Below are 25,138 nucleotides of genomic sequence, written 5' to 3'. Positions count from 1 at the left end.
GACGCCCGCAGCATGCCCGACGCAGAGCTTCATTTCCACGCGATCACCGCCCGCGGACGGGAGAGCGGCGGCGGCGCGACCGACGCGTGCTTTCCCTATTGGAGCTTCACCAAGACGGTGATCGCGATCTCGGCCGCAAAACTCTCCGACGCCGGGGTGCTCGATCTCGACGCCGCGATCGCGGGAGAGCAGTTCACGGTGCGCCAGCTGTTGAGCCACACCGCCGGGCTGCCGGACTACGGCTCGCTCCCCGAGTATCACCGTGCCGTGGCGGCCGGCGACGATCCGTGGCCGCGCGACAGGATGATCGAGGCCGTGCTGTCGCGCGGGCCGCTGTTCACCCCCGGCGAGGGATGGTCCTATTCCAATATCGGCTACATGCTCGCGCGCGAGCGCATCGAGGCCGCCTCGGGCGTCGGCTTCGGCCGTCTGGTCGACGAGACGATCCGCCGGCCGCTCGGCCTGGACAGCATCGCGCTGGCGACCACCCGGGAGCAGTTCTCGCGGCTCCACTGGCCGGCCGCCCGGCACTACCACCCGGGCTGGGTCTATCACGGCTGCCTGACCGGAACCGCGCGCGACGCGGCGGCGCTTCTCCACGCGCTGTGGTGCGGACGTCTGCTCGGCGAACGGGGGCTCGCGGAGATGCTCGTCCGCCGGCCGCTCGGCGGAGCAATCCCGGGCCGGCCGTGGACGGAGTGCGGCTACGGCCTCGGCCTGATGAGCGGGCGCATGGGCGACGCCGGGCGGGCGATCGGGCATTCCGGCGGCGGACCGTTCTGCGTGAACGCCGTCTATCACTTCCCGGACCGCGACGAACCGGTGACGGTGGCGTGCTTCACCGACGGGACGGCCGAAGGGCGGGCGGAATTCGAGGCGGTCGCGGTCGCCTGCACCGGCCGGCCGTCGCCCGGCACGGAACGCGCCCGCGCGCCCCGGTCCCGATCGTGATGACGACGGGACCGCGAGTCGAGCCCGGCCCCGTATCGAGATCGCAGCCCGGTGGCCGGACGGCGATTGGCCCCTTTGGCACCCGGACGCGGCCGCTGGCCGCGAGATCACCGGTGCGAGTGTGAAAAATCCGGCGGAGGGATCACCAGCGCAGCAGCTTCGGCCCGAGATGGGCGCCGGCCGCCGCGCACAGCACGATCGTCGCGCCGTACCAGACCGCGACGAACGGCACAGAATCGTCCATGCAGTGGAGCGCGTAGCCGGTCGCGCTGATGCCGCCGGCGACCAAGCCGGCGAGCGCGCCGGCGCGGCGCAGATCGGTCGGCATGTGCTGGCGCACCGCCCACATCGTCGCCGCGAACGGAACCACCGCGATCAGCGGGATCGAGATCAAACATTCGAGCCACTGGTCGCCCAGCACGACGTCGTCCCAGTGCCCCTGCGGGACCATCGACAAGACCCCGACAGCGAGCGCGATGATCGCCACGAACGGCAGCGCGACGACGGCGAGCGAGACGCGCCGCTCGCCGCCCGGCCGCGCAAGCCGGATCAGATAGAGGAGCGAGAGCCCGACCACGGCGAGCGAGAACACGAGCTTCGCCACGAGATGGACGAGCGACCCGGCGTGCCCCATGTCGGCCCGCGTCCCGAAGGCGAGGAAGACCAGCCCGACCACGGCGACCGCGCCGACCGCCACCGCCAGGACGATCGAGCGCGCGACCTTTCGCGTGTCGGCCGGCTGCACGTTGGTGCTGAGCATGTCGATCAAATCGTCGGTCTTCATGGCTTGCTCTCCCGAGCGATCGCTGCGGCCAGCGCCTTGAGGCCCCGGTGGATGTTGACCTTGACGGCGGACTCCGAGGCGCCCGACCGCGCCGCCGCCTCGGCGACGCTCAGGCCGTCGATCTTGACGAGCCGGATGGCCTCGCGCATCCGCTCCGGCAGCGTCGTCAGCAGGCGGCCGAGATCGAGCGCGCTCTCGGTGCCGGCGCGGTCGTCGACCGCGACGATGTCCTCCGCCTGATCGAGCCCGACGTCGCGCATCGAGGCGTGGGTGCGGCGCAGATAGTCGAGCAGCTTGTAGCGCGCGATCGCGTGCAGCCACGGCGTCAGAAGCTCGGCCGGATCGTAGGTGTGGCGCCCGGTGTGGATCGCCATCAGCGCCTCCTGCACCAAATCCTCGGCCTCCGCGACACTACGCCCCATCCGGGTGAGCCGGCCGCGGTAATAGCCGCGCAGATAGCCGCTCAACCGGTTCAGCAGGTCCCGGTGGGCCCGGTCGTCACCGCCGATGCTCTTCAGCATCAGCGCCTTCAGCTCCGGCTCGATCGGATGCATCGGCCGCGCCGTCAGCTCGCGCCCGCCGGCACGCCGCGCTCTTCCGCGGACGGCTCGGCGCCGGCGGTTTTGGAAGACAGCCCGCGGCTCTTCACCACCGCATAGATCGCCGGAATGACGATCAGCGTCAGCACCGTCGAGGACACCATGCCGCCGATCATCGGCACCGCGATCCGCTGCATCACCTCGGCCCCCGTCCCGTGGCTCCACAGGATCGGCAGCAGCCCCGCCATGATCGCCGCCACCGTCATCATCTTCGGCCGCACGCGCTCCACCGCACCGGTCATGATCGCCGCATGGAGGTTTTCGCACGTGAACGGCCGCCCCTGGGCATGCCGCTCGGCGCGCAGCGCCTCGAGCGCGTGATCGAGATAGATCAGCATCACGACGCCGGTCTCGGCGGCGACGCCGGCGAGCGCGATAAAGCCGACCGCCACCGCGACCGACAGGTTGAAGCCGAGCCACCACATCATCCACAGGCCGCCGACCAGCGCGAACGGAACCGACAGCATCACGATCACGCTCTCGGTGATCCGGCGGAAGTTGAGATAGAGCAGCAGGAAGATGATCAGGATGGTGACGGGAACGACGATCTTCAGCCGCGCCGAGGCGCGCTCCATGTACTCGAACTGGCCGCTCCATCCGACGAAGTATCCGGGCGGAAACTGCACCTGCTCGGCGACCGCCCGCTTGGCATCGGCGACATAGCCGCCGATGTCGCGGTCGCGCATGTCGACATAGATGTAAACGACGAGCTGGGCGTTCTCGGTGCGGATCGCCGACGGGCCGCGGTCGAGGCTCACCTTGGCGATCTGCCCGAGCGGCACCGTCGCGCCACCCGCGACGGGCACGAGGAGCTGCGAGGCGATGGTTTCGGGATCGCTGCGCAGGTCGCGCGGATATCGCACGCTCACCGAATACCGCTCCCGCCCCTCCACGGTGGTGGTCACCGGCGCGGCGCCGAGCGCCGAGGCGACCATCTCCTGCAGGTCGTCGATGGTGAGACCATAGCGGGCGATCTGGGCGCGGTCGGGATCGATGTTGAGATAATATCCGCCGATCACCCGCTCGGCAAACGCGCTGGTGGTGCCCGGAACCGTGCGCACCACCGCCTCGATGCGTCGGGCGAGGGTTTCCAGCTCTTTCAGGTCCGAGCCGTAGACCTTGATGCCGATCGGTGTGCGGATGCCGGTCGACAGCATGTCGGTGCGCGCCTTGATCGGCATGGTCCAGGCGTTCGACACGCCGGGGAATTGCAGCGCGCCGTCCATCTCGGCGATCAGCTTGTCGATCGTCATGCCGGGCCGCCATTTCGACTCCGGCTCGAGATTGATCACCGTCTCGAACATCTCGGTCGGCGCCGGGTCGGTCGCGCTCGAGGCGCGGCCGGCCTTGCCCCACACCGACGCGACCTCGGGGAAGCTCTTGATGATCTTGTTCTGCGTCTGCAACAGCTCGGCCGCCTTGGTGACCGACAGGCCCGGAAAGGTCGTCGGCATGTAGAACAGCGTGCCCTCGTTGAGGGTCGGCATGAACTCCGAGCCGAGCTTCATCGCCGGCCAGGCGCTGGCGGCGAGGATCAGCAGCGCCGCGACGATGGTGGTGCCCTTGAAGCGGAGCGCCGCGACGATGAACGGACGATACGCCCAGATCAGGAACCGGTTCACCGGATTCTTGTGCTCCGGCATGATGCGGCCGCGCACGAACAGGAGCATCAGCGCCGGCACGAGAGTGACCGAGAGAAAGGCCGCGGCGCCCATCGCGAACGTCTTCGTGAAGGCGAGCGGCTTGAACATCCGGCCTTCCTGCGACTCCAGCGCGAAGATCGGCAGGAACGACACGGTGATGATCAGAAGGCTGAAGAACAGCGCCGGCCCGACCTCGATCGCCGCCTCGGTCAGCGACTCGGCGCGCGGCTTTCCGGGCGGCGCCCGCTCGAGATGCTTGTGGGCGTTCTCGATCATCACGATCGAGGCGTCGACCATCGCGCCGACCGCGATCGCGATGCCGCCGAGGCTCATGATGTTGGAGGAGAGCCCGAGCAGATACATCATGAGATAGGCGATCAGCACGCCGATCGGCAGCGTCACGATGGCGACGAAGGCGCTGCGCACGTGCAGGAGGAAGAGCACGCACACCGCCGCGACGATGATGCTCTCCTCGATCAGCGTGCCCTTCAGGGTCTCGATCGCCCGGTGGATCAGGTCGGAGCGGTCGTAGACCGGGAGAATCTCCACCCCCGACGGCAGGCTCGTGGCGATCTCGGACAGCCGCGTCTTCACGTTGTCGATCACCGTGAGCGCGTTCTCCTCGGAGCGCTGCAAGGCGATGCCCGTCACCGCCTCGCCCTCGCCGTTCAGCTCGGTGATGCCGCGCCGCTCGTCGGGCGCGATCTCCACCCGCGCGACGTCGCGCAGAAAGACCGGCACGCCCTTGTCGCTCTTCACCACGACGTTGCGCAGGTCGTCGAGGCTCTTGATGTATCCGCGTCCGCGGATGGCGAACTCGGTCTCCGACAGCTCGATGCTTCGGCCGCCGACGTCGCGATTGCTCGCCTTGATCGCCGCCTTCACCTTGTCGAGCGGTATGCCGAGCGACTGCAGCCGGCGGGGATCGACGATCACGCTGTACTGCTTGACGAAGCCGCCGACGCTGGCGGCCTCTGCCACGCCCTCCGCCTTGGCGACGGCGAAGCGGATCTGAAAGTCCTGCAGGCTGCGCAGCTCGGCGAGCGTGTGCTGCGTGCTGCGCACGACGTACTGATAGACCCAGCCGACCCCGGTCGCGTCGGGGCCGAGCGACGGCGTCACGCCGACGGGAAGCTGGCGCTGCGCGGCGCTGAGATATTCGAGCACCCGCGAGCGCGCCCAGTAGAGATCGGTGCCATCCTCGAAGATCACGTAGACGAACGACACGCCGAAGAACGAGAAGGCCCGCACCGTCTTCGATTTCGGCACGCTCAACATCGAGGTGGCGAGCGGATAGGTGACCTGATCCTCCACCACCTGCGGCGCCTGGCCGGCATATTCGGTGTAGACGATCACCTGCACGTCGGAGAGGTCGGGGATCGCGTCGAGCGGCACGCGGTACACCGCATAGAGGCCGGCGAGCGTGACGAACAGCGTGGCGAGCCCGACCAGGACGGTGTTGCGGGCCGACCAGCGGATGATGGCCCCGATCATGGCTTCGGCTCCGGCGCGCCGAACGACTTCAGCGCCGCGTTCAGGTTGCTCTCGGAATCGATCAGGAAGGTCGCGGTGGTCACCACCGGCTCGCCGTCGGCGACGCCGTCGAGAATTTCCACGAAGCCGTCCGCGCGCTGGCCGAGCCTCACGTCGCGCGGCTCGAACCGGCCTTCTTCCTTCGAGACGAACACCACCTTGCGCGAGCCGGAGTCGATCACCGCGCTCTCGGGAACCGAGACGCTCGGGGTGCCCTCGCCGACCGCGTGAAACACGACGTCGGCATACATGTCGTTGCGCAGCCGGCCGTCGCGGTTGTCGAGCTCGATGCGCACGCGGGCGGTGCGCGTCTCGGGGCGCAGGTCCGGATAGATGAAGGTCACGGTGCCGTCGAGCGGCCCGTTCGGATAGGCCCGCAGGGTGACGGTCGCGTGCATCCCCTCCGCGATCGCGGCGAGATCGAGCTCGGAGACCTCGGCGATCACCCACATGCGTCGCAGATCGGCGATCCGGTACAGCTCGTCGCCCGGCATCACCCGCTGGCCGTTCACGATCTTCTTCTCGATCACCACCCCGTCGGTCGGCGACACCCAGTCGATCGTGCGCGGATTGATCCGCTTCTTGCGAACCTCCGCGATGTGCGACTCGGGAACGCCGAGATTGCGCAGGCGCTGCATCGCGCCCTCGACATTTTCGGGATCGAGGCCGCCGACCCCGCGCGCCTGGGCCGAGGTGGAGACGTTGAGGTCGACCTGGGCGAGCTGGATCTCCTTGCTGTAGATCCGGAACAGCGGCTGGCCGGCGCACACGGACGCGCCCGTGGTGTCGACGAACAAATCCTCGACATAGGCTTCCGAGCGCACCGTCACCGTGGTGAGGCGCCGCTCGTCCCAGGTGACCGTTCCGACACCGCGCACCGGGCGGACCAGCAGGCGGGCGCTCGCCGGCTCGGTGCGCACGCCGCTGCGCTGGACTTTTGCGAGGCTCACCTTGATCGCGCCGCCGTCGTCCGGTTCGTCGCCGTCGTAGACCGGGACGTAGTCCATCCCCATCGGGTCCTTCTTCGGCGTCGGCGACACGTCCGGCAGACCCATCGGATTGCGGTAGTAGAGAATCGTCCTGGAGCCATCGACGACCTTCTTCGCGGGAACGCCGGCGAGCGGCGGCTCCTCGCTGTCGTGCACCGGAAGATAGGCGCGGCCGCTCTCGTCGTTCCGCGGCACCGCCGACCAGGCGGGCCGGCCGGACGGATCACGCCAGTACAGCACCGGGTCGTCGGCCGCCGCATGGTCGTGCGGCCCAGCCGCGGGCTCGGCCTGCGTCTGCGCCAGCGCCGGCAACAACCGCTCCGCCGCGAACGGCAGCAGCACATAGGCACTGCCCGCCACCAGCCCGGCGAGCGCCAGGCCGCGAACGACCGATCTTTTCACGATGTCTCTCCCCGCCGACGCGCGCCCGCACGGCGCGGTGCCGCGCGGGCCTTCCCCGTTCCCGCGCGACTTACTTCGTCGCCTTCAGGATCACCCTGCTCTGCACGGTATCCGCCTCGCCCTGCACCTTGGCGGCGAGCAGGAACTGGTAGTTTCCGGCCATCGGAAGGTCGGTCTTGAACGCGTAGGTGCCGGGCTCCTGCGACGGCACCGCCTCGACCGGGGAGACCATGTTCGCCATCCCGTCCGGCCCCATGTCGATCCGGGTGCGGACGATCACCGCGTCCGGAACCGGCTTTCCGGTCGGCTTGTGGACCAGCCGCAGGGTGACGACCACGTCGTCGCCCTTCTCGAGCTGCGGGGCGGTCGGCTCGAAGGCGTAGTCGGCACCGGCGGCACGGGCGCCGGCAGTGGCGGCGACGGCGAGCACGAGGCCGAGCGCGGCCGAGCGAAGAGCAGCCTGGCGGAAAACGGGGATCATCGGAAAAATCCTCTGGTGTGCGGCCGACCGTGCGGCGGAGCTTTGCCGATCCCGTTCGGGACCTCGCCGGGGAGTTCGGCGGTTTGCGGGATTCGGTTACAGGGATCGGCCGCGGCCGGGCCGGCATCGTCGATGGGGCGCGGAGAGCGGGTATCGAAACACCAGAAACCGCCGCGACCGGCGGCGTTTTCCGCCACCGGCCGGCGACGGCCCGGTCGTGACCCCTCCTGGCGGGTGCCCGCGCGGCTCTACAAAGACGTCCAGCGCAGGCGGAGGGCGTTGGCGACCACGCTGAACGACGACAGCGCCATCGCCGCCGCCGCGATCACAGGCGACAGCAGAAGCCCGAACACCGGATAGAGGACGCCGGCCGCGATCGGCACGCCCGCCGCGTTGTAGACGAAGGCGAAGAACAGATTCTGGCGGATGTTGCCCATGGTCGCCTTGCTGAGGCGCCGGGCTTTCACGATTCCCATGAGATCGCCGCGCAGAAGAGTCACGCCGGCGCTTTCCATCGCGACGTCGGTGCCGGTGCCCATGGCGATGCCGATGTCGGCGGCGGCGAGCGCCGGCGCGTCGTTGACGCCGTCGCCGGCCATCGCGACCACCCGCCCCTCCTTCTGGAAGCGCGCTACGATCGCGCCCTTGTCCTCCGGAAGAACCTCGGCCTCCACCTCGTCGATGCCGAGGCGGCGGGCCACCGCCTCGGCGGTGGTGCGGTTGTCGCCGGTCAGCATGACGACGCGGATGCCCGCCTCGTGCAACGCCGCGATCGCCGCGGGCGTGGTCTCCTTGACCGGATCGGCAATCGCCAGAACGCCGACGGGCTTTTGGTCCACCGCCACCAGGATCGCGGTCGCCCCGCTCTCGCGCAAGCGGTCGGCGTCGGCCGAAAGGCTCCCGGCATCGATGCCGAGATCGGCGAACAGGCGCGTGTTGCCGAGCGCGACGGCGCGGCCGCCGACGTTTCCGGTGACGCCCTTGCCGGACGGCGCATCGAACTCGGCGGCGTCCGCGATCGTCACGCCCCGCTCCTTCGCGGCCGTGACGATCGCCGCCGCCAGCGGATGCTCGCTCGCCTGCTCGAGGGCGGCGGCGAGGCGCAGCAGCTCCTCCTCGGTGACGCCGGGACGCGTGACGATGTCGGTGACGCGCGGCTTGCCTTCCGTCAGCGTGCCGGTCTTGTCGACCACCAGAAGGTCGACCTTCTCCATCCGCTCCAGCGCGTCGGCGTTCTTGATGAGCACGCCCGCCTGGGCGCCGCGCCCGACCCCGACCATGATCGACATCGGCGTCGCGAGCCCGAGCGCGCACGGGCAGGCGATGATCAGGACGCTCACCGCCGCGATCAGCCCGAACGTCATCGCCGGCTCGGGGCCAACGCTCGTCCACACCGCGAAGGCGACCAGCGCCGCCGTGATCACGATCGGCACGAACCAGGACGCGACGACGTCGGCGAGGCGCTGAATGGGCGCACGCGAGCGCTGGGCCTTCGCCACCATCTGGACGATCTGCGACAGCATGGTGTCGCGGCCGACCTTTTCGGCGCGCATCACGAAACCGCCCTGCCCGTTGATGGTGCCGCCGATCACCGCGTCGCCCTGTGCCTTGGCCACCGGCACCGGCTCGCCGGTGACCATCGATTCGTCGACATTGGAGCGGCCCTCCAACACCTCGCCGTCGAGCGGCACCTTGTCGCCCGGCCGCACCCGCAAGCGGTCGCCGACCTTCACGTCGTCGAGCGACACCTCCTCGTCGCCGTGCTCCCCGATCCGGCGGGCGGTGGCGGGCGCGAGATCGAGCAGCGCACGGATGGCGCCAGACGTCTGCTCGCGGGCGCGCAGCTCGAGCACCTGGCCGAGCAGCACCAGCACGGTGATCACCGCCGCGGCCTCGAAATAGACGGCGACCGCGCCATCTGGTCCCCGGAAGCCGGTCGGGAAGATGCCGGGCACGAGCGTCGCGACGATGCTGTAGGTCCAGGCGACGCCGGTGCCGAGCGCGATCAGCGTGAACATGTTGAGCGCGCGCGCGACCAGCGAGTTCCAGCCGCGCACGAAGAACGGCCAGCCGGCCCACAGAACCACCGGCGTCGCGAGCGCGAGCTGGATCCAGTTGGAGACGGTCGGATCGATCACATCGTCGAGCGCGAAGATGTGCCCGCCCATCTCCAGCACGAACACCGGGGCGGCGAGCGCGAGGCCGATCCAGAACCGGCGCGTCATGTCGCGCAGCTCCTCGCTCGGCCCCTGGTCGGCGGTGGCGACCTCGGGCTCCAGCGCCATGCCGCAGATTGGGCACGCGCCGGGGCCGACCTGACGGATCTGCGGATGCATCGGGCAGGTGTAGACGGTGCCTTCCGGCACGTTCTCGTCCGCCGCCACCGCCTCCTTCGGCTGCGTGTAGCGATCCGGCGCCGCCTCGAATTTTGCGCGACACCCCGCCGAGCAGAAGAAATACGTCTCGCCGTGATGGTCGACCTTGTGCTCGGATTTTGCCGGGTCGACCGTCATGCCGCACACCGGGTCGTGCACGGCGGGCGCGCCCTCGCCGGCATGGTGATGGTGGTGATCTTGGCCGTGGTGGTGATCGTGCCCGTGATGCGCGTGCGCGTCGGCATGGGCTTCGTGGCGATGCTCTGCGTGTGTCGACATCATCGGCTCCTCCTGGTGACCGCCGCGAGACGCGCGGCGCGCCACGTGTTCGATCGGGACAACGATCGAGGCGGCGGAACGATCGACGCCACACCTCGTCGATCCGCCGTCGCGCGATCCGACCAGCAACTCGTCATCTCGACCCCGACGCGACCGGCGCCGTGACGGCCGGCTCCTGCCGCAGACGCCGCACGAGCGGGAGGATGGTCTCCTCGAGCGCCCGCTGGTTCACCGGGCCGATGTGCTTGTAAGCGACGCGGCCGTCGCGACCGATCACGAAGGTCTCGGGAACGCCGTAAACACCGAAATCGATCGCCACCCGCCCGTTGCGGTCGGACCCGACCTTCTCGTACGGATCGCCGAGCGATCTCAGCCAAGCGAGCGCGTTGTCCGGCGCGTCCTTGTAGTCGAGGCCGTGCACCGGGACGGTGCCTTCGGCCGAAAGACGCATCCAGTATGGATGCTCCTCGCGGCACGCCGTGCACCACGACGCGAAGACGTTCACGATCGTGACCTCGCCGTGCAGATCGGCGCTCGACAAGCCCGGCGGCCGCCCGGAAATAGGCGGCAGCACGAACTCGGGAACCGGCTTGCCGATCAGCGGCGACGGAATCACGGCCGGATTCATCGTCAGCCCGACCGCGAAGGCCGCGGCGAGCCCGCCGAAGATCACCAGCGGAATTTTCGGCAGCCAACGGCGCGACACGGGCGGCACCCGCCGCGCGATCGTCCGCCGGTCGGCCGCCGGACGATCAGTCGTGCTCATGAGCGGGTGTCCGCGGGCCGGCCGGCTGCGCCGAAATCTCCTGCGCCGAACCGTGCGGTGACGTGCCGTGCTTGCCGTGGCCGCCGTGCATGAAGCCGTGCATCGCCAGGCACGCGAGCAGCGGTATGTATGTATAGAGGCTGCCGCCGCGTCCGGCGTCCCAGATGATCAGAGCCGCCGCCGCGAGCCCGCCGACGCCGATCAGCGCACTGGTGCGCGGTTTCGTCCTGACGTTTGTTCTGATATGGGCAACGATACCGTCCGACATCGAGCGAGCCTTTTCTTGGCGAGAGGCGCGCATCCGAACGAGGATCCGACGCCGACCGCGGCAGGCTGACGAGAAACCGTCTCGCGAGTTCGACGGTTCGGCGCGATGTTGTGACCGTTCTTGACGGGAGCCGGCTTCGACACACTCCGTCACACTTTTTTCGGCTTTCGCCGCGGGGGCTGCCTGTATAGTCGCCGGCGATGGACGCCTCGCCCCACATCCTGATCGTCGACGACCACCGCGACATCCGCGACCTTCTCGGAAAATTCCTGGTCGGTCACGGCCTGCGGGTGACGCCGGCCGCCAACGGAACCGAGATGTGGGAGGTGCTGGCGAACCACCGCATCGACCTGATCGTGCTCGACCTGATGCTGCCGGGCGAGGACGGCCTCGTGCTGTGCCGGCGGCTGCGGGGCGAAGGGCGCACCACCCCGGTGATCATGCTCACCGCGATGGGCGAGGAGACCGATCGCATCGTCGGGCTGGAGATGGGCGCCGACGACTATGTCGCAAAACCGTTCTCCTCCCGCGAGCTGTTGGCGCGCATCAAGGCGGTGCTCCGGCGCACGCAGAGCAACGGCCCAACCTCCGCCGCCTCGCCCGCCGGCGAGGAGCGCGCGGTCGCCCGCTTCGCCGGCTGGACGCTCGATCTCGCCCGGCACGACCTGCACCGGCCGGACGGCGTGGTGCTGCCCTTGAGCAAGGGCGAGTTCACGCTGCTGGTCGCCTTCGTGGAGCGCCCGAAGCGGGTGCTGTCGCGCGACCAGCTGCTCGATCTCGCCCGCGGCCGCTCGGCGGTGCCGTTCGACCGCAGCATCGACACCCAGGTGAGCCGGCTGCGCCGCAAGCTGGAGGACGACCCGGCGACCCCGACGCTGATCAAGACGGTGTGGGGCGACGGCTACATGTTCACCGCCGACGTCGACTTCGATGACCACTGAGAGCGGCCGCAGGCGGCTGCCCTGGCCGCGCAGCATCGCCGGGCAGACCATGCTTCTCCTGGTGGTCGGGCTGACGCTGACGCACGCCGTCAGCATGCTGCTCTACACGCACGACCGCGACGTTCTGCTGGCGGCGACCGGCGGGCGCGAGTTCGCCCACCGCGCGGCGGTGGTGGTGGAGATGATCGCCGCGGTGCCGGCGGCACAGCGGCCGGAGCTGGTGCAGGCCGCCCGCGCCACCGACCTCGAGGTCGCGATCGCGCCCGAGAACCCGCTGGTGCGCGGCCACGAGGCGGACTGGCGCGGCGCGCTGATCGGCCGGCTTCTCGCCCAAGAGCTGCCGCGCCGGGCGGGCCGGATCACCGTGCAGGTGTTCGATCCGCAATCGAATGCCGGGCTCGCCCGCCTCGGCCCCGCGAACACCGCCGATGTGCGCGCCTCGGTCGGGCTCGACGACGGCACCTTCGTCTCGGTCGCCGGCTCGCTGCCCGAGCACGGCATGGGCCCGTCCGGCGGCGCACTCGCCTCGGCCCTCGTGATGGCCGGCGCGGTGCTCGCGCTGTCGTTCGTCGCCGTGCGGCGGATGACCGGCCCGCTGCGCAAGCTCGCCGAGGCGGCGGAGCGCCTCGGCCGCGACGTCGCCGCGCCGCCGCTCGACGAGCGCGGCCCCGAGGAGGTGCGGCGCGCCGCCGGCGCCTTCAACGAGATGCAGGCGCGGCTGCGCCGGCTGGTGGAGGACCGCACGCAGATGCTGGCGGCGATCTCGCACGACCTGCGCACGCCGATCACCCTGTTGCGGCTGCGCGCCGAGCTGATCGAGGACGAGGAGGAGCGCGGCAAGACGATGGCGACGCTCGACGAGATGGAGGCGATGATCCGCTCCACCCTCGCCTTCGCCCGCGAGGACGCCGAGCACGAGCCGATCCAGCGGGTCGATCTCGGCGCGCTGGTGCAGAGCCTCGGCGACGACCTCGCGGAAGCGGGCCGTCCGGTCGTCTGCGCCGACCCGCCGCCGCTGGTGCTCTCCTGCCGGCCGCAGGCTTTGCGCCGGGCGGTGACCAACTTGATCGAGAACGCCGTGCGCTACGGCCATTGCGCGCGGGTGTCGATGGAGGCGCGGGCCGACAGCGCCGTGATCCAGGTGGACGACGACGGGCCGGGCATTCCGGAGGACCGGATCGACCAGGTCTTTCGTCCGTTCTATCGGCTGGAGGGCTCGCGCGGCCGCGAGACCGGCGGCGTCGGGCTCGGCCTCGGCATCGTCGCCAGCGTCGCTTATGCCCATGGCGGCGAGATCACGCTCGCCAATCGCCCGGGCGGCGGCCTGCGCGCCACCTTGCGGCTGCCCCGGTGAGCGGGCCAATGAGCGGACCCGGTGAGCGGACCCGGTGAGTGGGCCCGGTGAGCGGGCGGCGCTCGTCACACACCGACACACTTTTCCGCGCGTCCGACAAAGCTCCGTTTCAGGATCGGCGTCTTCTGCGCACCGACACGATGCGATGTCGCCCGACGCCGCACGACGAGCCTCGGTCCCCCGGCAGGCAAAGCCTGCGGCTCCGATCCGATCGAACCCGAAACGACGAGATACACGACATGAAAAACCTCCTTCGCACCGACCGGACGGCCGTTCGTCGCTGGTTGCCGGGCCTCGGCGTCGCGCTCGCGATCGCCGGCGCGGTCGCGCTGCTCGCCGATCCGCCCTCCGCCGCCACGGCAGGGGAAAACCCGCCGATCCCGAGCCGCGCGGAGCTGACCTCCTGGAAGCAGAACGGCCACGACGGGCGCTACGTTCTGCAGGTGATCGAGGGACGGCTCCCGGCCGAGACGACCACCGGGACGATCCTGAGCGACACCCAATGCGAGCCCGACGCCCAGATGATCAATCACTGCCACAACCAGATCCGGCTCGCGAACGGCGAGACGATCACCGTGATCGACAATCACAGCATGATGGTGAACCCCTGCCTCGCGCCCGGCGCCACGATGACGATCGAAACGCTCGAGACGAGCTGGCTCGTCGGAACGCTGTCGTGATCACGTCGACGTCCGGAATAGAAGGAAAGCACCCCGTGAAAAAGCCGATCATCGTCTCCGCGCTGGCGATCGTCTCGGTCCTCGGCGTCTCCGCCGCGCTCGCCCAGCCGAGCCGAATGTCACCGAGCGAGCACGAATCGCATCACCCCGGCGCGACTGCACAAGCGAGCGGATCCGACAATTCGGGATCCGCGGAAAAGTCCGGATCGGACATGATGGGTGGCGGCGCGATGTCCGGAACGATGCAGGGAATGATGGGCCGCGGCGGCATGCACGGCAGCGGCATGATGGGCGCGACGGGATCGGACATGATGGGCGCCGGCATGATGGGAGCCGGGATGATGGGAGCCGGCATGATGGGAGCCGGAATGGCCAAGATGATGGTGGTGATGATGGACGCGAACGGCGACGGCACCGTCGCGCGCGACGAGTTCCAGGCGGTGCACGCGCGAATGTTCAAGGCGATGGACGCGAACGGTGACGGAAAGCTGTCCGCCGACGAGGTCGGGTCCTTCTGCGGCGGCATGCAAACGGGCTCGGTCGACACGAAGTGATCGGGCGGAGCGATCCGGCGAACAGGAAAAGGGCTTTTCGCCGGCGCGGCCCGGCGCGGCTCTTTTTCTCGTACGAGCGAGGCACCGGAGACGACCGGCGCCGAACCGACCCCGATGCTCGTGTGTGCGAAGGCAATCGGCGGACGGGGTGGTTGGCATTCCTTTTTTTGGACAATTCGAATGGGATCGCCGATCGCTTGGAGCGATACCCACAAACGTACCCGCAATTCGGAGGCCGAGACCTCGGGCTCCGCGTCGTCCAGCGTCGCTGCGCTAATCAGGGTCTTCCTGCCGAACTCGATCGGAGTGAGGTCGCCACGCTCGGTCGTCGCGGAGACGGAGGTGCGGCCGACGCTGAGCAGATCGACGGTTTCGGCGACGCTGTAGGTCGCCTTCAACCGACCGTACCTGCCGATCGGCATCGCGCACGAAGACGACATCATCGTCGATCTGGCCCGAGCTCTCGCCGAAGCGCGGGCGCGACACGCACGCCGGATCAGATCGAGGCGTCGTCGCTCGCGGTCGGCTGGCGGATGCGTCCGAGGATCGCCTGGATCAGGCGCTCGGCGGCGATCTCCGGGCCGATCTCGTCGGTGGGGAGCACCAGCGCGGGCGCGAGCGGCGGCTCGTAGGGCTGGTCGCGGCCGGTGAAGTTCGCGATCCGCCCGGCTTCGGCCTTCGCATAGAGACCCTTGGGATCCCGTGTCCGGCAGGTCGCCGGGCTCGCCTCGACCAGCACCTCCATGAACCGCTCCGGCGGAAACAGGCCCGCGGCACGCTCGCGATCGGCTCGGAGCGGCGACACCAGCGCGACCAGCACGATCAGCCCCGCCTCGGTCATCAGGCGCGCCACCTCGGCGACCCGGCGCACGTTCTCGGCGCGCGAGGCGACGTCGAAGCCGAGGTCGGCATTGAGGCCCTGGCGCACATTGTCGCCGTCGAGCAGCATGGTATGGTGGCCGAGCTTGACGAGCCGCTGCTCCACGAGATTGGCGATGGTCGACTTGCCGGCGCCCGGCAGCCCGGTGAGCCACACCACGAGAGGCTCCTGCGATTTCACGAAGGCCCGGGTGGCGGGCGCGACTGCGCTGGCTTCGGCGTGCACGTCGCGCGCCGCGTCGAGCCAGGCGATCACGAGGCCGGCCGCCGCGGTCGCATGCGTCGTCCGGTCGATCAGGATGAAAGCGCCGGTCGAGCGGTTTTCGGCATAGGAGTCGATCGCGACCGGCACGGCGGTTTCGACATGTACCCGGCCGATCGCGTTGAGGCCGAGCCGATCGGCCGGAACGCGTCCGAGCGTGCCGAGATCGAGCCGGTCGGCGATCGTCGTGATCACGGCGGGCACCGTCGTCGTGCCGGTCTTGAGCAGGAAACGCCCACCGGCCAGACCGTCGTGGTCGGTCATCCACACGAGGTCGGCGGCGAAGCGGCGCGTCACGGTCGGCCGCGCCCGCGGCGGCGCCAGCACCTCGCCGCGCCCGATGTCGATCTCGTCCGCGACCGTCTCGAGGTGGTCGAGCAGCGTCGGCCCGCCGTACCAGGGCGTGCTCGGGCTCGCCGCGGCGACGTTGTCGCCGAACCGCGCCGACAGCGGGATCGCGATCACGGAGCGGAACGCCAGCGGTCCCGCGAAGGCGCGGAACGCCGCCGTCACCTCGCCGAACCGCTCGGGCGACCAGCCGACCAGATCCATCTTGTTGACCGCCAGCACGACGTCGCGAATGCCGAGCAGCGCGACGATCGCGGCATGCCGGCGGGTCTGCTCGAGCAGGCCCTTGCGGGCGTCGACCAGCAAGATCGCGAGCTCGGAGGTCGAGGCGCCGGTCGCCATGTTGCGGGTGTATTGCGCGTGCCCCGGCGTATCGGCGACCACGAAGGCGCGCCGTGCGGTCGAGAAGAACCGGTAGGCGACGTCGATCGTGATGCCCTGTTGGCGCTCGGCCTCGAGCCCGTCGAGCAGCAGCGCGAAATCGACGTCCTCGCCGGTGGTGCCGAACCGGCGGCTCTCGCGCGTGATCGCGGCGAGCTGGTCGTCGAGCACGCCCTGCGCCTCGTGCAGCAGCCGGCCGATCAGGGTCGATTTTCCGTCGTCGACCGAGCCGCAGGCGATCAGGCGCAGCGCGCCGCGGTCGCGCACGTGCGAGATGTCGGGGTCGGAGTCGTTCGCGACCCGAGGAACGACCGACATATTGGCGGCTGCGGAGCGAAGGGAGGCGGTCGGCATCAGAAATACCCCTCGCGCTTCTTGGCTTCCATCGAGGCGTGGACGGCGGCGTCGACCAGGCGGCCGTTGCGCTCCGAGACGCGCGAAGCGACGATCTCGGAAACGATGCCGTCGAGGTCGTTCGCCTGCGAGTCCACCGCACCGGTGAGCGGCCAGCAGCCGAGCGTCCTGAACCTCACCGTGCGCCGCTCCACCCGCTCGCCCGGACGAAACCGCATGCGCTCGTCGTCGACCACCAGCAGCGTCTCGTCGCGCACCAGCACGTCGCGCTCCGCCGCCAGATAGAGCGGGACGATCGGGATGTTTTCGGCGCGGATGTAGTCCCATACGTCGAGCTCGGTCCAATCCGACAGCGGAAACACCCGCATCGAGTCGCCGGGCGAGAGGCGTGTGTTGAACAGCCGCCACAGCTCCGGCCGCTGATTGCGGGGATCCCACACATGGCCGCGCCGGTGCGAGAAGATGCGCTCCTTGGCGCGCGCCTTCTCCTCGTCGCGCCGCGCGCCGCCGAAGGCGGCGTCGAAGCCGTGCGCATCGAGCGCGCTCTTGAGCGTCTCGGTCAGCATCACGCGGGTGTACTCGCCTGTCTCGGTGTCGAACGGGTTCACGCCGGCGGCCGCCGCTTCGGCATTGGTGTGCACCAAAAGCTCGAGCCCGTAGGCCGCGGCCATGCGGTCGCGATGCGCGAGCACCTCGCCAAAATCCCAGCCGGTCGCGATGTGCAGGCACGGGAACGGCGGGCGTCCGGGAAAGAACGCCTTGCGCGCGATGTGCAGCATCACGCTGGAATCCTTGCCGACCGAATAGAGCATCACCGGGTTGCGGAATTCTGCCGCGACCTCGCGCATGATGAAGATCGCCTCCGCCTCCAGCCGGCGCAGATGCGGCGACAGGCGCGAGCGATTTTCGAGGGCGGCGGGCGACGGGGCGGGTGGAGGCGGCGGAGCAACGGACTCGGCGACGAGCATGACGAACTCTCAGGGCAATGCGACGGAGATCCGGCGCCAGGGGTGGCGGTCGGGCGCCTTTTCGGAAACGCCGGCAGCGGCGGGCTGATAGTGGTGGCTCACCGCGACGATGCGCTTTTCATGCAAGGCTGCGATCGTGCCGGGATGGCTCGGCTCGAGCGCATCGAAGCCGGCGCGCAGCATCGGCACGATCTGATCACGCAGCACGTCGCCAGTCGCCCGCAGCTCGCTGCGAAATCCGTGACGATCGCGCAGCAGCCGGGCGAGCGAATAGGGGCGTCCGTCGCCGAACTTCGGGAAGCGGATGGCGATCAACGCCAGCCGCGAAAGATCTGCGGCGATGTCGTCGAGCCGGTCGCCCGCCTCGAGCACGACACCGATCGCCTCGCTGCGAGCGAGCAGCGTGTCGCGTTCCGCCGAGAAGCGCGCCTTCGACACCGCGACCTTTCCGCTCGCCGGCAAGGGCGCGTCGTCGGGCGGGAAGAGCCAGTCGTCCTCGACGAAGCCACCGTCTCGATACAATGGCATCTCAGCGATCCTCCGTGGCGGCGACGGTCCGGCGGCCGTGTAGGCCGCACTCGGTTTTCTCGAATCCCCGCCAGCGTCCGGCGCGAAAATCTTCACCGGCGGCGACGCGCGAGGTGCAGGGAACGCAGCCGATCGACGGAAAGCCCTCGGCCGCGAGCGGGTGCTCCGGCAGCTCGTGCAGGCGGCGATAGGCGTCAGCGCGGTCGGCCGTCCAGCCGGCGAGCGGATTGATCTTCACGTGGGTGCCGTCCCACTCGGCAGCCGGCAGAGCGGCGCGCGTCGTCGCCTGATCACGACGCCGTCCGGTGATCCACGCGGCGAACGGCGCGATCGCGGCCGTGAACGGCGCGACCTTGCGGATAGTGCAGCATGCATCGGGATCGCGCTCGGCGAGGCTGAGGTCGGGGTCGGTCCGTCTCACGTCGGGAAATGCCGGGCGGACGGTGCGGACATCGCCGAGCCCGAGCCGCGCCACCAGCGCGTCGCGGTAAGCGTGCGTCTCCGGAAACAGGCGCAGCGTGTCGATCAGGATCGCCGGCGTCGCCCGGTCGATCTCGGCCACCATGTGCAGCAGCGCCGCGGAATCCGCGCCGAACGACGAGACGACCGCGATGCGGCCGGCGAACCGCGCGAGGCTTCTTCGCACGATCTCGTCGGGGGAGAGGTTCACCCACTCGGCCGCGAGCGTCGCCGCCAAATCCTCGAGATCACTGCGCGGCAGCATAGAGCGCCTCCCGGAACGGCGCCTCGCCGACACGACGATAGGCGGTGAGGAACGTCTCCTGCGGCGCGTTGCGCAGGCCGAGATAGGTGTCGATCACGGTTTCCACCGCGTCGACGATCTCGGCGGAGGAAAACCCCTTTCCGACGATCTCGCCGATCGCGCAGCTCTCGTCGCCGGAGCCGCCGAGGGTGATCTGATAAAACTCCTCGCCATTCCGCTCGAGCCCGAGAATGCCGATATGACCGACGTGATGATGGCCGCAGGCATTGATGCAGCCGGAGATCTTTATCTTCAGGTCGCCGATCGCGTGCTGACGGTCGAGGTCGGCGAAACGCTCCGTGAGCCGCTCGGCCACCGGGATCGAGCGGGCGGTCGCGAGCGCGCAGTAGTCGAGCCCCGGGCACGAGATGATGTCGGTGACGAGCCCGGCGTTCGGCGTCGCGAGCTCGGCCTGCGAGAGCGCGGCGAACACCGCCGGAAGGTCGTCGCGCCGCACGTGCGGCAGCACCAGGTTCTGCTCGTGACTGACACGGATCTCGCCGAACGAATAGCGCTCCGCGATGTCGGCGACCGCCTCCATCTGCGCCGCGGTGGCGTCACCCGGCGGCGTGCCGACCGGCTTCAGCGATACCGTGACGATCGCGTGGCCCGGCACCTTGTGCGGATGCACGTTGCGGGCGGCGAACCGCGCAAATGCCGGATCGTCGTGCAACGCGCGGTCGAACGCTTCCGAACGCGCCGGCATTGCGGCAAAGGCGGGCGGCGCGAAATAGGCGGCGATGCGGGCGACCTCGTCCGGCGGCAGCGGCGCGGTCTCGCCCTTCAGCGCCGCGAACTCGGCCTCCACGGCGGCAGCGAACTCCGCCGCACCGGTCTCGTGCACCAGGATCTTGATGCGTGCCTTGTACTTGTTGTCGCGCCGGCCGTCGAGATTGTAGACGCGCAGGATCGCCTCGCAATAGGCGAGCAGATCCTCTTCGGGGAGGAAATCGCGGATCGTCTCGGCGATCATCGGGGTGCGGCCCTGGCCGCCGCCGACATGAACGACGAAGCCGAGCCGGCCTTCATCGTCACGTGTGAGCTGCAGGCCGATGTCGTGCACCTTGATGGCGGCACGATCGTGCGGTGCACCGGTGACGGCGACCTTGAACTTGCGCGGCAGGAAGGTGAACTCGGGATGCAGCGACGACCACTGCCGCAGCATTTCCGCATAGGGCCGCGGATCGGCGATCTCGTCGGCGGCGGCGCCGGCGAAATGATCGGCGGTGACGTTGCGGATGCAGTTGCCCGAGGTCTGGATCGCGTGCATCTCCACGCTCGCGAGCTTTTCCAGAATCTCCGGCACGTCCTTCAGCGCAATCCAGTTGAACTGCAGGTTCTGCCGTGTGGTGAAGTGGCCGTAGCCGCGATCGTGATCACGTGCGATCTGCGCCAGAACGCGGAGCTGGGCCGACGACAGCGTGCCGTAGGGAATCGCGATCCGCAGCATGTAGGCGTGAAGCTGAAGGTACACCCCGTTCATCAGCCGCAGCGGCTTGAACTGATCTTCCGTCAGCTCGCCCGAGAGGCGCCGTTGCACCTGATCGCGGAACTCCGCGATGCGTTCGAGCACGAAGGTCCGGTCGAATTCGTCGTAGCGGTACATCGGGGCGTCTCTCGGACTCTGTCAGCGGCGGGCCGGCGGCGGATCGGCCGGCAGTGCGATGGTCGGGCCGGTGGTGCGGATCATCTCGCGCAGCGCCGCCGGGCGGACGAACGCGCCCGCCTGCACGATCTCGATCAGCGCCGGCTCGATCACGCGATCGGCGTCCTGATCCGCCTGCGCGGCGGCGAGCAGCGTGTCGGCCGCCTCGGGCGTGGCGGCGATCTCGGCGGCGGCGATGTCCGGCGACCACGTGCCGTCGCGCCCGCGAAACACCACGGCGCCGGTCGAGAGATCGTTGGCGGTCGCCGCGACGGGTCTGAAGATTTTCGGGCGCTTGGCCATGGCGGGTTCCTCAGGCGGCGGCCGACACGGCGCACTGCGACGGCCGGAACGGCTCGGCGTTCGTCAGGTCGCCGTGCGCGACCGCCGGGCCGATCAGGATGAGAACGGGGCCGTCCACCTCGCTGCGGGCGGCGAGCGCAGGCAGGTCGGCGAGCGTGCCGGCGAACAGCCGGCGGCCATCGCGGCCGGCGTTCTCGATCGCGGCGACGGGGGTGCTCGATGCAAGGCCGGCGGCGATCAGGCGCGCCGAAACGTTGGCCGCAACGCTGCGGCCCATATGCACCGCGACCGTCGCGCCGCTCGCGGCGAGCGCCTCCCAGCCGTCCGGCTCGGCGCCGCCGGCCGCGTGGCCGGTCGCGAGCACGAGATGCGAGGCGACGCCGCGCAGCGTGAGCGGGATCGCCGCCTCGGCGGCGGCCGCGAACGTCGCCGAGACCCCCGGCACCACCTCGTGATCGATGCCGGCGGCGCGCAGCGCAGCGATCTCCTCGCCGGCCCGGCCGAACACCATCGGGTCGCCCGCCTTCAGCCGCACCACCTGCCGGCCCTCGCGGGCGAGCGACACCAGCAGTAGGTCGATCTCCTCCTGGTGCATCGTGTGATTCCCCTTGCGCTTGCCGACCGCGATGCGGGTGGCGTCGCGCCGGCCCATCGCCACCAGGGCCTCGGGCACCAGCGCGTCGTGCACGATCACGTCGGCCTCGAGCAGCACACGATGCGCGCGCAGCGTCAGCAAATCCTCGGCGCCCGGCCCGGCGCCGACCAGAAAGACTTTTCCGGATCGCACCGGCGACGTTTGCGCGTCCGACAAGCTCTTCAGCGCGATCACGCGGGCCCGCTCGACCTCGCCGGCCAGTGCCGCAACGGCAGCGCGGCCATTGAACAGCGCGCGCCAGAACCGGCGGCGAGCGGCGTTGTCGGGCAAGCTGTCGAGCACGGTGTCGCGGACGCTCTCGGCGAGCGCACCGAGCCGCCCGAATGCCGGCGGTAGCAACGCCTCGATCTTTGCGCGCACGAGCTGGGCGAGCACCGGCGCGTGGCCGTCGGTGGCGATCGCGATCGACAGCGGCGCGCGATCGACGATCGCCGGGGTCGCGAAGTCGCAAAGCTCCGTTCGGTCGACCACGTTCACCGGGACGCCGAATTTGCGCGCGAGCGCGGCGAGCCATCGGTCACGGACCGGGTCGCCGGTCGCCACGAACAACAGCGCCGCCTCACGAACGAGATCGGCGGTCGGCTCGCTCGCGGCGTGTCGAATTCCCTGCTCCGTCACGAAGGCGAGGAGCGTTGGCGTCGGCGCGGTCGCGCACAGCACGAGCCGGGCTTGCGTGCGCGCGAGAAGCCGCAGCTTCTGCAACGCGGCCTCGCCATCGCCGACCACCAGCACGGTCTTGGCCGCGACATCGAACGAGACGGGAAAATAACGAAAGCGCGGCACGGTGGCCTCCTCGGATCGATGTCAGGCGGGAAAGGCCCGGACGGTCTGGAACGCGACCCGCACGAGGTCGCCGCGACACCGCACCGGGCCGGCCGGCAGCCGGACCGCCTCGCCGATGAAGCCGGCGACGGGCGTGCCGATTTGCTCGATGCGGCCGCGATCGAGGATCGCCGCCCGGTCGGCGAGTTCCAGCGCCTCGTCCTGATCGTGGGTGACGGACAGCGTCGTGTGCCCGGTCTTGTCGTGCAGCTCGCGCAGCCGGCGGCGAAGATCGCAACGCACCTGTGCGTCGAGCCGCTTGCAAGGTCGAAGCGCCGCGTGAGGTCCCGGCCGGGCGACCGACCAAGAATGAAACGTCATCGAGCGGTCTCCTTCGTTCCGAAGCCCACGAAGACGCTTCGTGGCTCTTTAGCGTCGGTGACGCGGCGCAAGCTGCTCCATCAAATCCCGCGGTGCCGATGCATCGCAGTGCAACGGACGCGTCCATTCGACCTTCCCCCGCGTCGCGGTCAATACGGCTCGGGAAAAGAGTTCGTTCACGTCGTTTGGGCCGGCCCACGAGAAAACGAGCGGGGTGAACCCGGTCGATCGGGAAAAGGTCCTCTCCGTCGGGCAACGGGGTCGCGCCGCGGACATGCGCACTCCGAACTGACGGTGAGCCGCGACCCGGACAGGCAGCGGTTCCGGCTCGGCTGTCGTCCATCCGGCGGCGAACTTCTCGGCGCCAGGCGGCGTGCCACCGTGGAGCAGCACCATGTTGGGGTGCATGGCAAGGAGGCGGTCGAGTGCGTTCCAGATGCGGTGGTGATCGTTGAAGCAGACGCCACCGCGAAGGCGATCTTGGTGCCGGTCGGTAGCAGGACCTCGGTCTGGTCGCCACGCCGATAGGCTTGTTCTACCTTGCTGCTGATCGCGTGCGCCAGCGCCGTCTCGGCGACCTCGCCTGGAAAGTTCGTGCATTCGGCGGCCCAGTCGCGGACCGTGGAGCGGAAGCCTGCGCGATCAGATCATCGCGCTTCATCTGGCGCAGCAGCATCAGGAACGAAATGTCGCTCAACGGGTGCCCGCGTTTGATTCCCGGGAAAACGAATGCGTCGGATCATCCGGTTTGGCCGTCGAGATCGATCAGCGGCTTCATGTCGGCGAGGATCGTGATCGTGCGCGGACTCGGCGGGACCCGGTGATCCTTGCCAGCCTTCATGCGGCCGGCCGGCACGGTCAGAGCTTTCCGGACAGGCCTATTTCGCTTCAGCGCGCGCCGATGACCTGCCGGTTCGAGCGGCGGTCAGGATCGCGAACTCCGAGGCGCGCGCGACGCCCTCCTGGTCGCGGAGCCTCGTCATGAAGTCGGGGAGATCCCCGCAGGGAAGCGCCGCGTGATGCTCGACCTTGCGGACCTTGTCGCGGCCGGCAGGAGCCTGTCGAGGTGGCAGCGCCAGCGCCGGGTTCTCGCCGTCGCAATAGCCCCGCTCCGTCGCCCGATCGAGAATGGATTCGATGCGCCCCCACAATCGACCCGCTGTTTCCGGCTTGGCGGTCCGTAGGGGGACGTCGCGCCTGGCGCGACCGTGGTGAACCTTCTGCTCCGTCACCTTCATCACCACAGCGCCGTATCGGTCGCCTGGACCGACAGCTCACCGATGGTAGGCTCGGCGTAGGTCGCGAGCGTCGCCTCCCACCGCGCGTCCTGCTTGGCGTTGCGCCACCCGGCCCGATGCGCGCCGATATAGGCTTCGGCGCGGGCTGGCGGACGGGGTGGGATTCGAACCCACGAGGGAGCTCGCGCCCCCTGGCGGTTTTCAAGACCGCTGCCTTCAACCACTCGGCCACCCGTCCGGCGGACAGATGAATGGGCGATCGGCCGTCGCGATGCAAGCCGATGATTTTTTCCCCCCGGCGCGTCCGCCGCCGGCACGACGGCCGAAGCGGCCGCCACGTGCGGCCGCGACGCGACGCCGGCGTCGCCGCCGTGAGGCGGTTGCCGGCGACAGCGTTTTCGGGGCGGGCTCGGCGGATGGCGCAGTGAGGACGGCCGCGCGCTGCCGACGATCGGCGAGGCGCGGCGACCTGCCGCCAACGACATCGCTCGGGACGCGACCGGCGACCTCGGAGACGACCACGCCGGGACGGGGAAGTCGAGCCAGGGACGAGCCCGAGACCGAGCCAGGGACGAGCCAGGGACGAGCCCGCGAACAGCAGGAGGCGAGCGGAAGCCGATCGACCTCCCGCCGCGGCAGCGAACGGCACGGGAAGAGCCGAATCGTACCACCCGCATTCATAGCCGTTTTCGTTTCCTCAATCCTCGGTGGACACAATGGTGCCCGATCGTCGACCGACGAAGGTCGTGTCCCCGGAGGACGAAGATGCGAATCCTGCACGATGCCGAGCCCGGATATCCGCCGCCCCGCCCGCGCGGGGATCGGCTGCCGCCGGGCGGCCCGGGCCCCGCGGCCGGCCCACGCCGCGAGGACACCGGCAGCAATGGGGCGGAGAACGAGGACGCCCGCTCCCGCGCGGCGATCGGCCGACTGCGCGGCACCGTCCTGTTTCTCGAAGCGATGAGCCGCTGAACGCCGGTCGCGCGGGTCGCGGGCCCGGCTCGGGTCACCGAACGTCTTCCACCCTAAGAGCCGATCCGAGAAGTTGTTGAGTCTCGGGAATCGGTTGTGA

General features: G+C 69.6%; 25 protein-coding genes and 1 tRNA gene. 7 read left to right on the top strand and 19 right to left on the bottom strand.

What is annotated here, in order from left to right; all coding sequences use genetic code 11:
- Positions 1-12 precede the first annotated feature (12 nt).
- Positions 13-951, top strand: a complete 939-nt coding sequence (locus A33M_RS14140; protein WP_052027060.1) for a serine hydrolase domain-containing protein — start codon at positions 13-15, stop codon at positions 949-951.
- 142 nt (positions 952-1,093) lie between these two features.
- Here A33M_RS14140 and A33M_RS14135 read toward each other — a convergent pair whose 3' ends face one another.
- The 8 genes from A33M_RS14135 to A33M_RS14095 all read right to left on the bottom strand — a co-directional run bounded on the left by A33M_RS14135 (position 1,094) and on the right by A33M_RS14095 (position 11,103).
- Positions 1,094-1,735 carry an NrsF family protein gene (locus A33M_RS14135; protein ID WP_008388270.1) on the bottom strand — a complete coding sequence of 214 codons (642 nt, stop codon included), beginning with the start codon at positions 1,733-1,735 and terminating at the stop codon, positions 1,094-1,096.
- The gene (locus tag A33M_RS14130; RefSeq protein WP_008388267.1) at positions 1,732-2,289 is read right to left on the bottom strand and encodes a sigma-70 family RNA polymerase sigma factor; all 558 of its coding nucleotides are present in this window, start codon (positions 2,287-2,289) and stop codon (positions 1,732-1,734) included. The genes A33M_RS14135 and A33M_RS14130 overlap by 4 nt, the downstream gene beginning before the upstream one ends.
- An 11-nt stretch (positions 2,290-2,300) precedes the next feature.
- The gene (locus A33M_RS14125) at positions 2,301-5,471 is read right to left on the bottom strand and encodes an efflux RND transporter permease subunit (protein WP_008388264.1); all 3,171 of its coding nucleotides are present in this window, start codon (positions 5,469-5,471) and stop codon (positions 2,301-2,303) included.
- A complete protein-coding gene (locus A33M_RS14120; RefSeq protein ID WP_008388261.1) occupies positions 5,468-6,901 on the bottom strand; it encodes an efflux RND transporter periplasmic adaptor subunit in 1,434 nt (477 codons plus the stop codon). Before A33M_RS14120 ends, A33M_RS14125 begins: the two co-directional genes overlap by 4 nt.
- 70 nt (positions 6,902-6,971) lie before the next feature.
- Positions 6,972-7,382 (bottom strand): FixH family protein, encoded by a 411-nt coding sequence (locus tag A33M_RS14115; RefSeq protein WP_008388259.1) that lies wholly within the window; start codon positions 7,380-7,382, stop codon positions 6,972-6,974.
- A gap of 248 nt (positions 7,383-7,630) precedes the next feature.
- Entirely contained in the window at positions 7,631-10,036 is a 2,406-nt protein-coding gene (locus A33M_RS14110) for a heavy metal translocating P-type ATPase (protein ID WP_083850471.1), read from the bottom strand.
- A 133-nt stretch (positions 10,037-10,169) separates the two neighbouring features.
- Positions 10,170-10,802, bottom strand: coding sequence for a DsbE family thiol:disulfide interchange protein (locus A33M_RS14100; RefSeq protein ID WP_008388253.1), 633 nt, complete (start codon positions 10,800-10,802; stop codon positions 10,170-10,172).
- Positions 10,789-11,103 carry a DUF2933 domain-containing protein gene (locus tag A33M_RS14095; protein ID WP_202801898.1) on the bottom strand — a complete coding sequence of 105 codons (315 nt, stop codon included), beginning with the start codon at positions 11,101-11,103 and terminating at the stop codon, positions 10,789-10,791. Before A33M_RS14095 ends, A33M_RS14100 begins: the two co-directional genes overlap by 14 nt.
- 167 nt (positions 11,104-11,270) lie before the next feature.
- Here A33M_RS14095 and A33M_RS14090 point away from each other — a divergent pair, with 167 nt between their 5' ends.
- From A33M_RS14090 to A33M_RS25390, 4 genes are all read left to right on the top strand, one after another.
- Positions 11,271-12,011 (top strand): response regulator, encoded by a 741-nt coding sequence (locus A33M_RS14090; protein WP_008388248.1) that lies wholly within the window; start codon positions 11,271-11,273, stop codon positions 12,009-12,011.
- Positions 12,001-13,365: an ATP-binding protein gene (locus A33M_RS14085; protein WP_202801897.1), complete on the top strand. Its 1,365-nt coding sequence runs from the start codon at positions 12,001-12,003 to the stop codon at positions 13,363-13,365. The genes A33M_RS14090 and A33M_RS14085 overlap by 11 nt, the downstream gene beginning before the upstream one ends.
- 239 nt (positions 13,366-13,604) lie before the next feature.
- Positions 13,605-14,045 carry a hypothetical protein gene (locus A33M_RS14080; RefSeq protein ID WP_008388244.1) on the top strand — a complete coding sequence of 147 codons (441 nt, stop codon included), beginning with the start codon at positions 13,605-13,607 and terminating at the stop codon, positions 14,043-14,045.
- A 116-nt stretch (positions 14,046-14,161) separates the two neighbouring features.
- Positions 14,162-14,599 (top strand): hypothetical protein, encoded by a 438-nt coding sequence (locus A33M_RS25390; RefSeq protein ID WP_083850470.1) that lies wholly within the window; start codon positions 14,162-14,164, stop codon positions 14,597-14,599.
- 496 nt (positions 14,600-15,095) lie between these two features.
- Here the strand turns inward: A33M_RS25390 and cysC are convergent, their stop codons facing one another.
- The 9 genes from cysC to A33M_RS25315 form a co-directional block, all read right to left on the bottom strand.
- Complete coding sequence (cysC, locus tag A33M_RS14070; RefSeq protein ID WP_157223482.1) at positions 15,096-16,787, bottom strand: adenylyl-sulfate kinase; 1,692 nt, start codon at positions 16,785-16,787, stop codon at positions 15,096-15,098.
- A 35-nt stretch (positions 16,788-16,822) separates the two neighbouring features.
- Positions 16,823-17,791 carry a sulfate adenylyltransferase subunit CysD gene (gene cysD / locus A33M_RS14065; RefSeq protein WP_008388237.1) on the bottom strand — a complete coding sequence of 323 codons (969 nt, stop codon included), beginning with the start codon at positions 17,789-17,791 and terminating at the stop codon, positions 16,823-16,825.
- Between the two features lie 9 nt (positions 17,792-17,800).
- Positions 17,801-18,319, bottom strand: a complete 519-nt coding sequence (locus A33M_RS14060; protein ID WP_008388234.1) for a DUF934 domain-containing protein — start codon at positions 18,317-18,319, stop codon at positions 17,801-17,803.
- 1 nt (position 18,320) lies between these two features.
- A complete protein-coding gene (locus A33M_RS14055) occupies positions 18,321-19,043 on the bottom strand; it encodes a phosphoadenylyl-sulfate reductase (RefSeq protein WP_008388232.1) in 723 nt (240 codons plus the stop codon).
- Positions 19,027-20,688: a nitrite/sulfite reductase gene (locus A33M_RS14050; protein WP_008388229.1), complete on the bottom strand. Its 1,662-nt coding sequence runs from the start codon at positions 20,686-20,688 to the stop codon at positions 19,027-19,029. Before A33M_RS14050 ends, A33M_RS14055 begins: the two co-directional genes overlap by 17 nt.
- A 21-nt stretch (positions 20,689-20,709) precedes the next feature.
- Positions 20,710-21,030 carry a DUF2849 domain-containing protein gene (locus tag A33M_RS14045; RefSeq protein ID WP_008388227.1) on the bottom strand — a complete coding sequence of 107 codons (321 nt, stop codon included), beginning with the start codon at positions 21,028-21,030 and terminating at the stop codon, positions 20,710-20,712.
- Between the two features lie 10 nt (positions 21,031-21,040).
- The gene (gene cysG, locus A33M_RS14040; RefSeq protein ID WP_008388225.1) at positions 21,041-22,468 is read right to left on the bottom strand and encodes a siroheme synthase CysG; all 1,428 of its coding nucleotides are present in this window, start codon (positions 22,466-22,468) and stop codon (positions 21,041-21,043) included.
- A 21-nt stretch (positions 22,469-22,489) separates the two neighbouring features.
- Positions 22,490-22,750, bottom strand: coding sequence for a Sulfate and thiosulfate import ATP-binding protein CysA (locus A33M_RS24990; RefSeq protein ID WP_008388223.1), 261 nt, complete (start codon positions 22,748-22,750; stop codon positions 22,490-22,492).
- Between the two features lie 126 nt (positions 22,751-22,876).
- Positions 22,877-23,236: a hypothetical protein gene (locus A33M_RS25315; RefSeq protein ID WP_443213190.1), complete on the bottom strand. Its 360-nt coding sequence runs from the start codon at positions 23,234-23,236 to the stop codon at positions 22,877-22,879.
- 122 nt (positions 23,237-23,358) lie between these two features.
- Here A33M_RS25315 and A33M_RS24450 point away from each other — a divergent pair, with 122 nt between their 5' ends.
- Positions 23,359-23,652: a hypothetical protein gene (locus tag A33M_RS24450; RefSeq protein ID WP_192814121.1), complete on the top strand. Its 294-nt coding sequence runs from the start codon at positions 23,359-23,361 to the stop codon at positions 23,650-23,652.
- A 54-nt stretch (positions 23,653-23,706) separates the two neighbouring features.
- Here the strand turns inward: A33M_RS24450 and A33M_RS24445 are convergent, their stop codons facing one another.
- Together A33M_RS24445 and A33M_RS14025 are read right to left on the bottom strand one after the other, a co-directional pair.
- Positions 23,707-24,066 (bottom strand): hypothetical protein, encoded by a 360-nt coding sequence (locus A33M_RS24445; protein ID WP_040620671.1) that lies wholly within the window; start codon positions 24,064-24,066, stop codon positions 23,707-23,709.
- A gap of 146 nt (positions 24,067-24,212) precedes the next feature.
- Positions 24,213-24,304 (bottom strand) — tRNA-Ser (locus A33M_RS14025).
- Positions 24,305-24,831: 527 nt separating this feature from the next.
- On the opposite strand from A33M_RS14025, the gene A33M_RS14020 reads away from it, so the two are divergent.
- Positions 24,832-25,038 (top strand): hypothetical protein, encoded by a 207-nt coding sequence (locus A33M_RS14020; protein WP_008388218.1) that lies wholly within the window; start codon positions 24,832-24,834, stop codon positions 25,036-25,038.
- Positions 25,039-25,138 lie beyond the last annotated feature (100 nt).

The sequence above is a fragment of the Rhodovulum sp. PH10 genome (genome assembly GCF_000293785.1).
GTDB lineage: Bacteria > Pseudomonadota > Alphaproteobacteria > Rhizobiales > Xanthobacteraceae > Rhodoplanes.
This window is presented reverse-complemented; position numbering and strand designations above follow the sequence as displayed.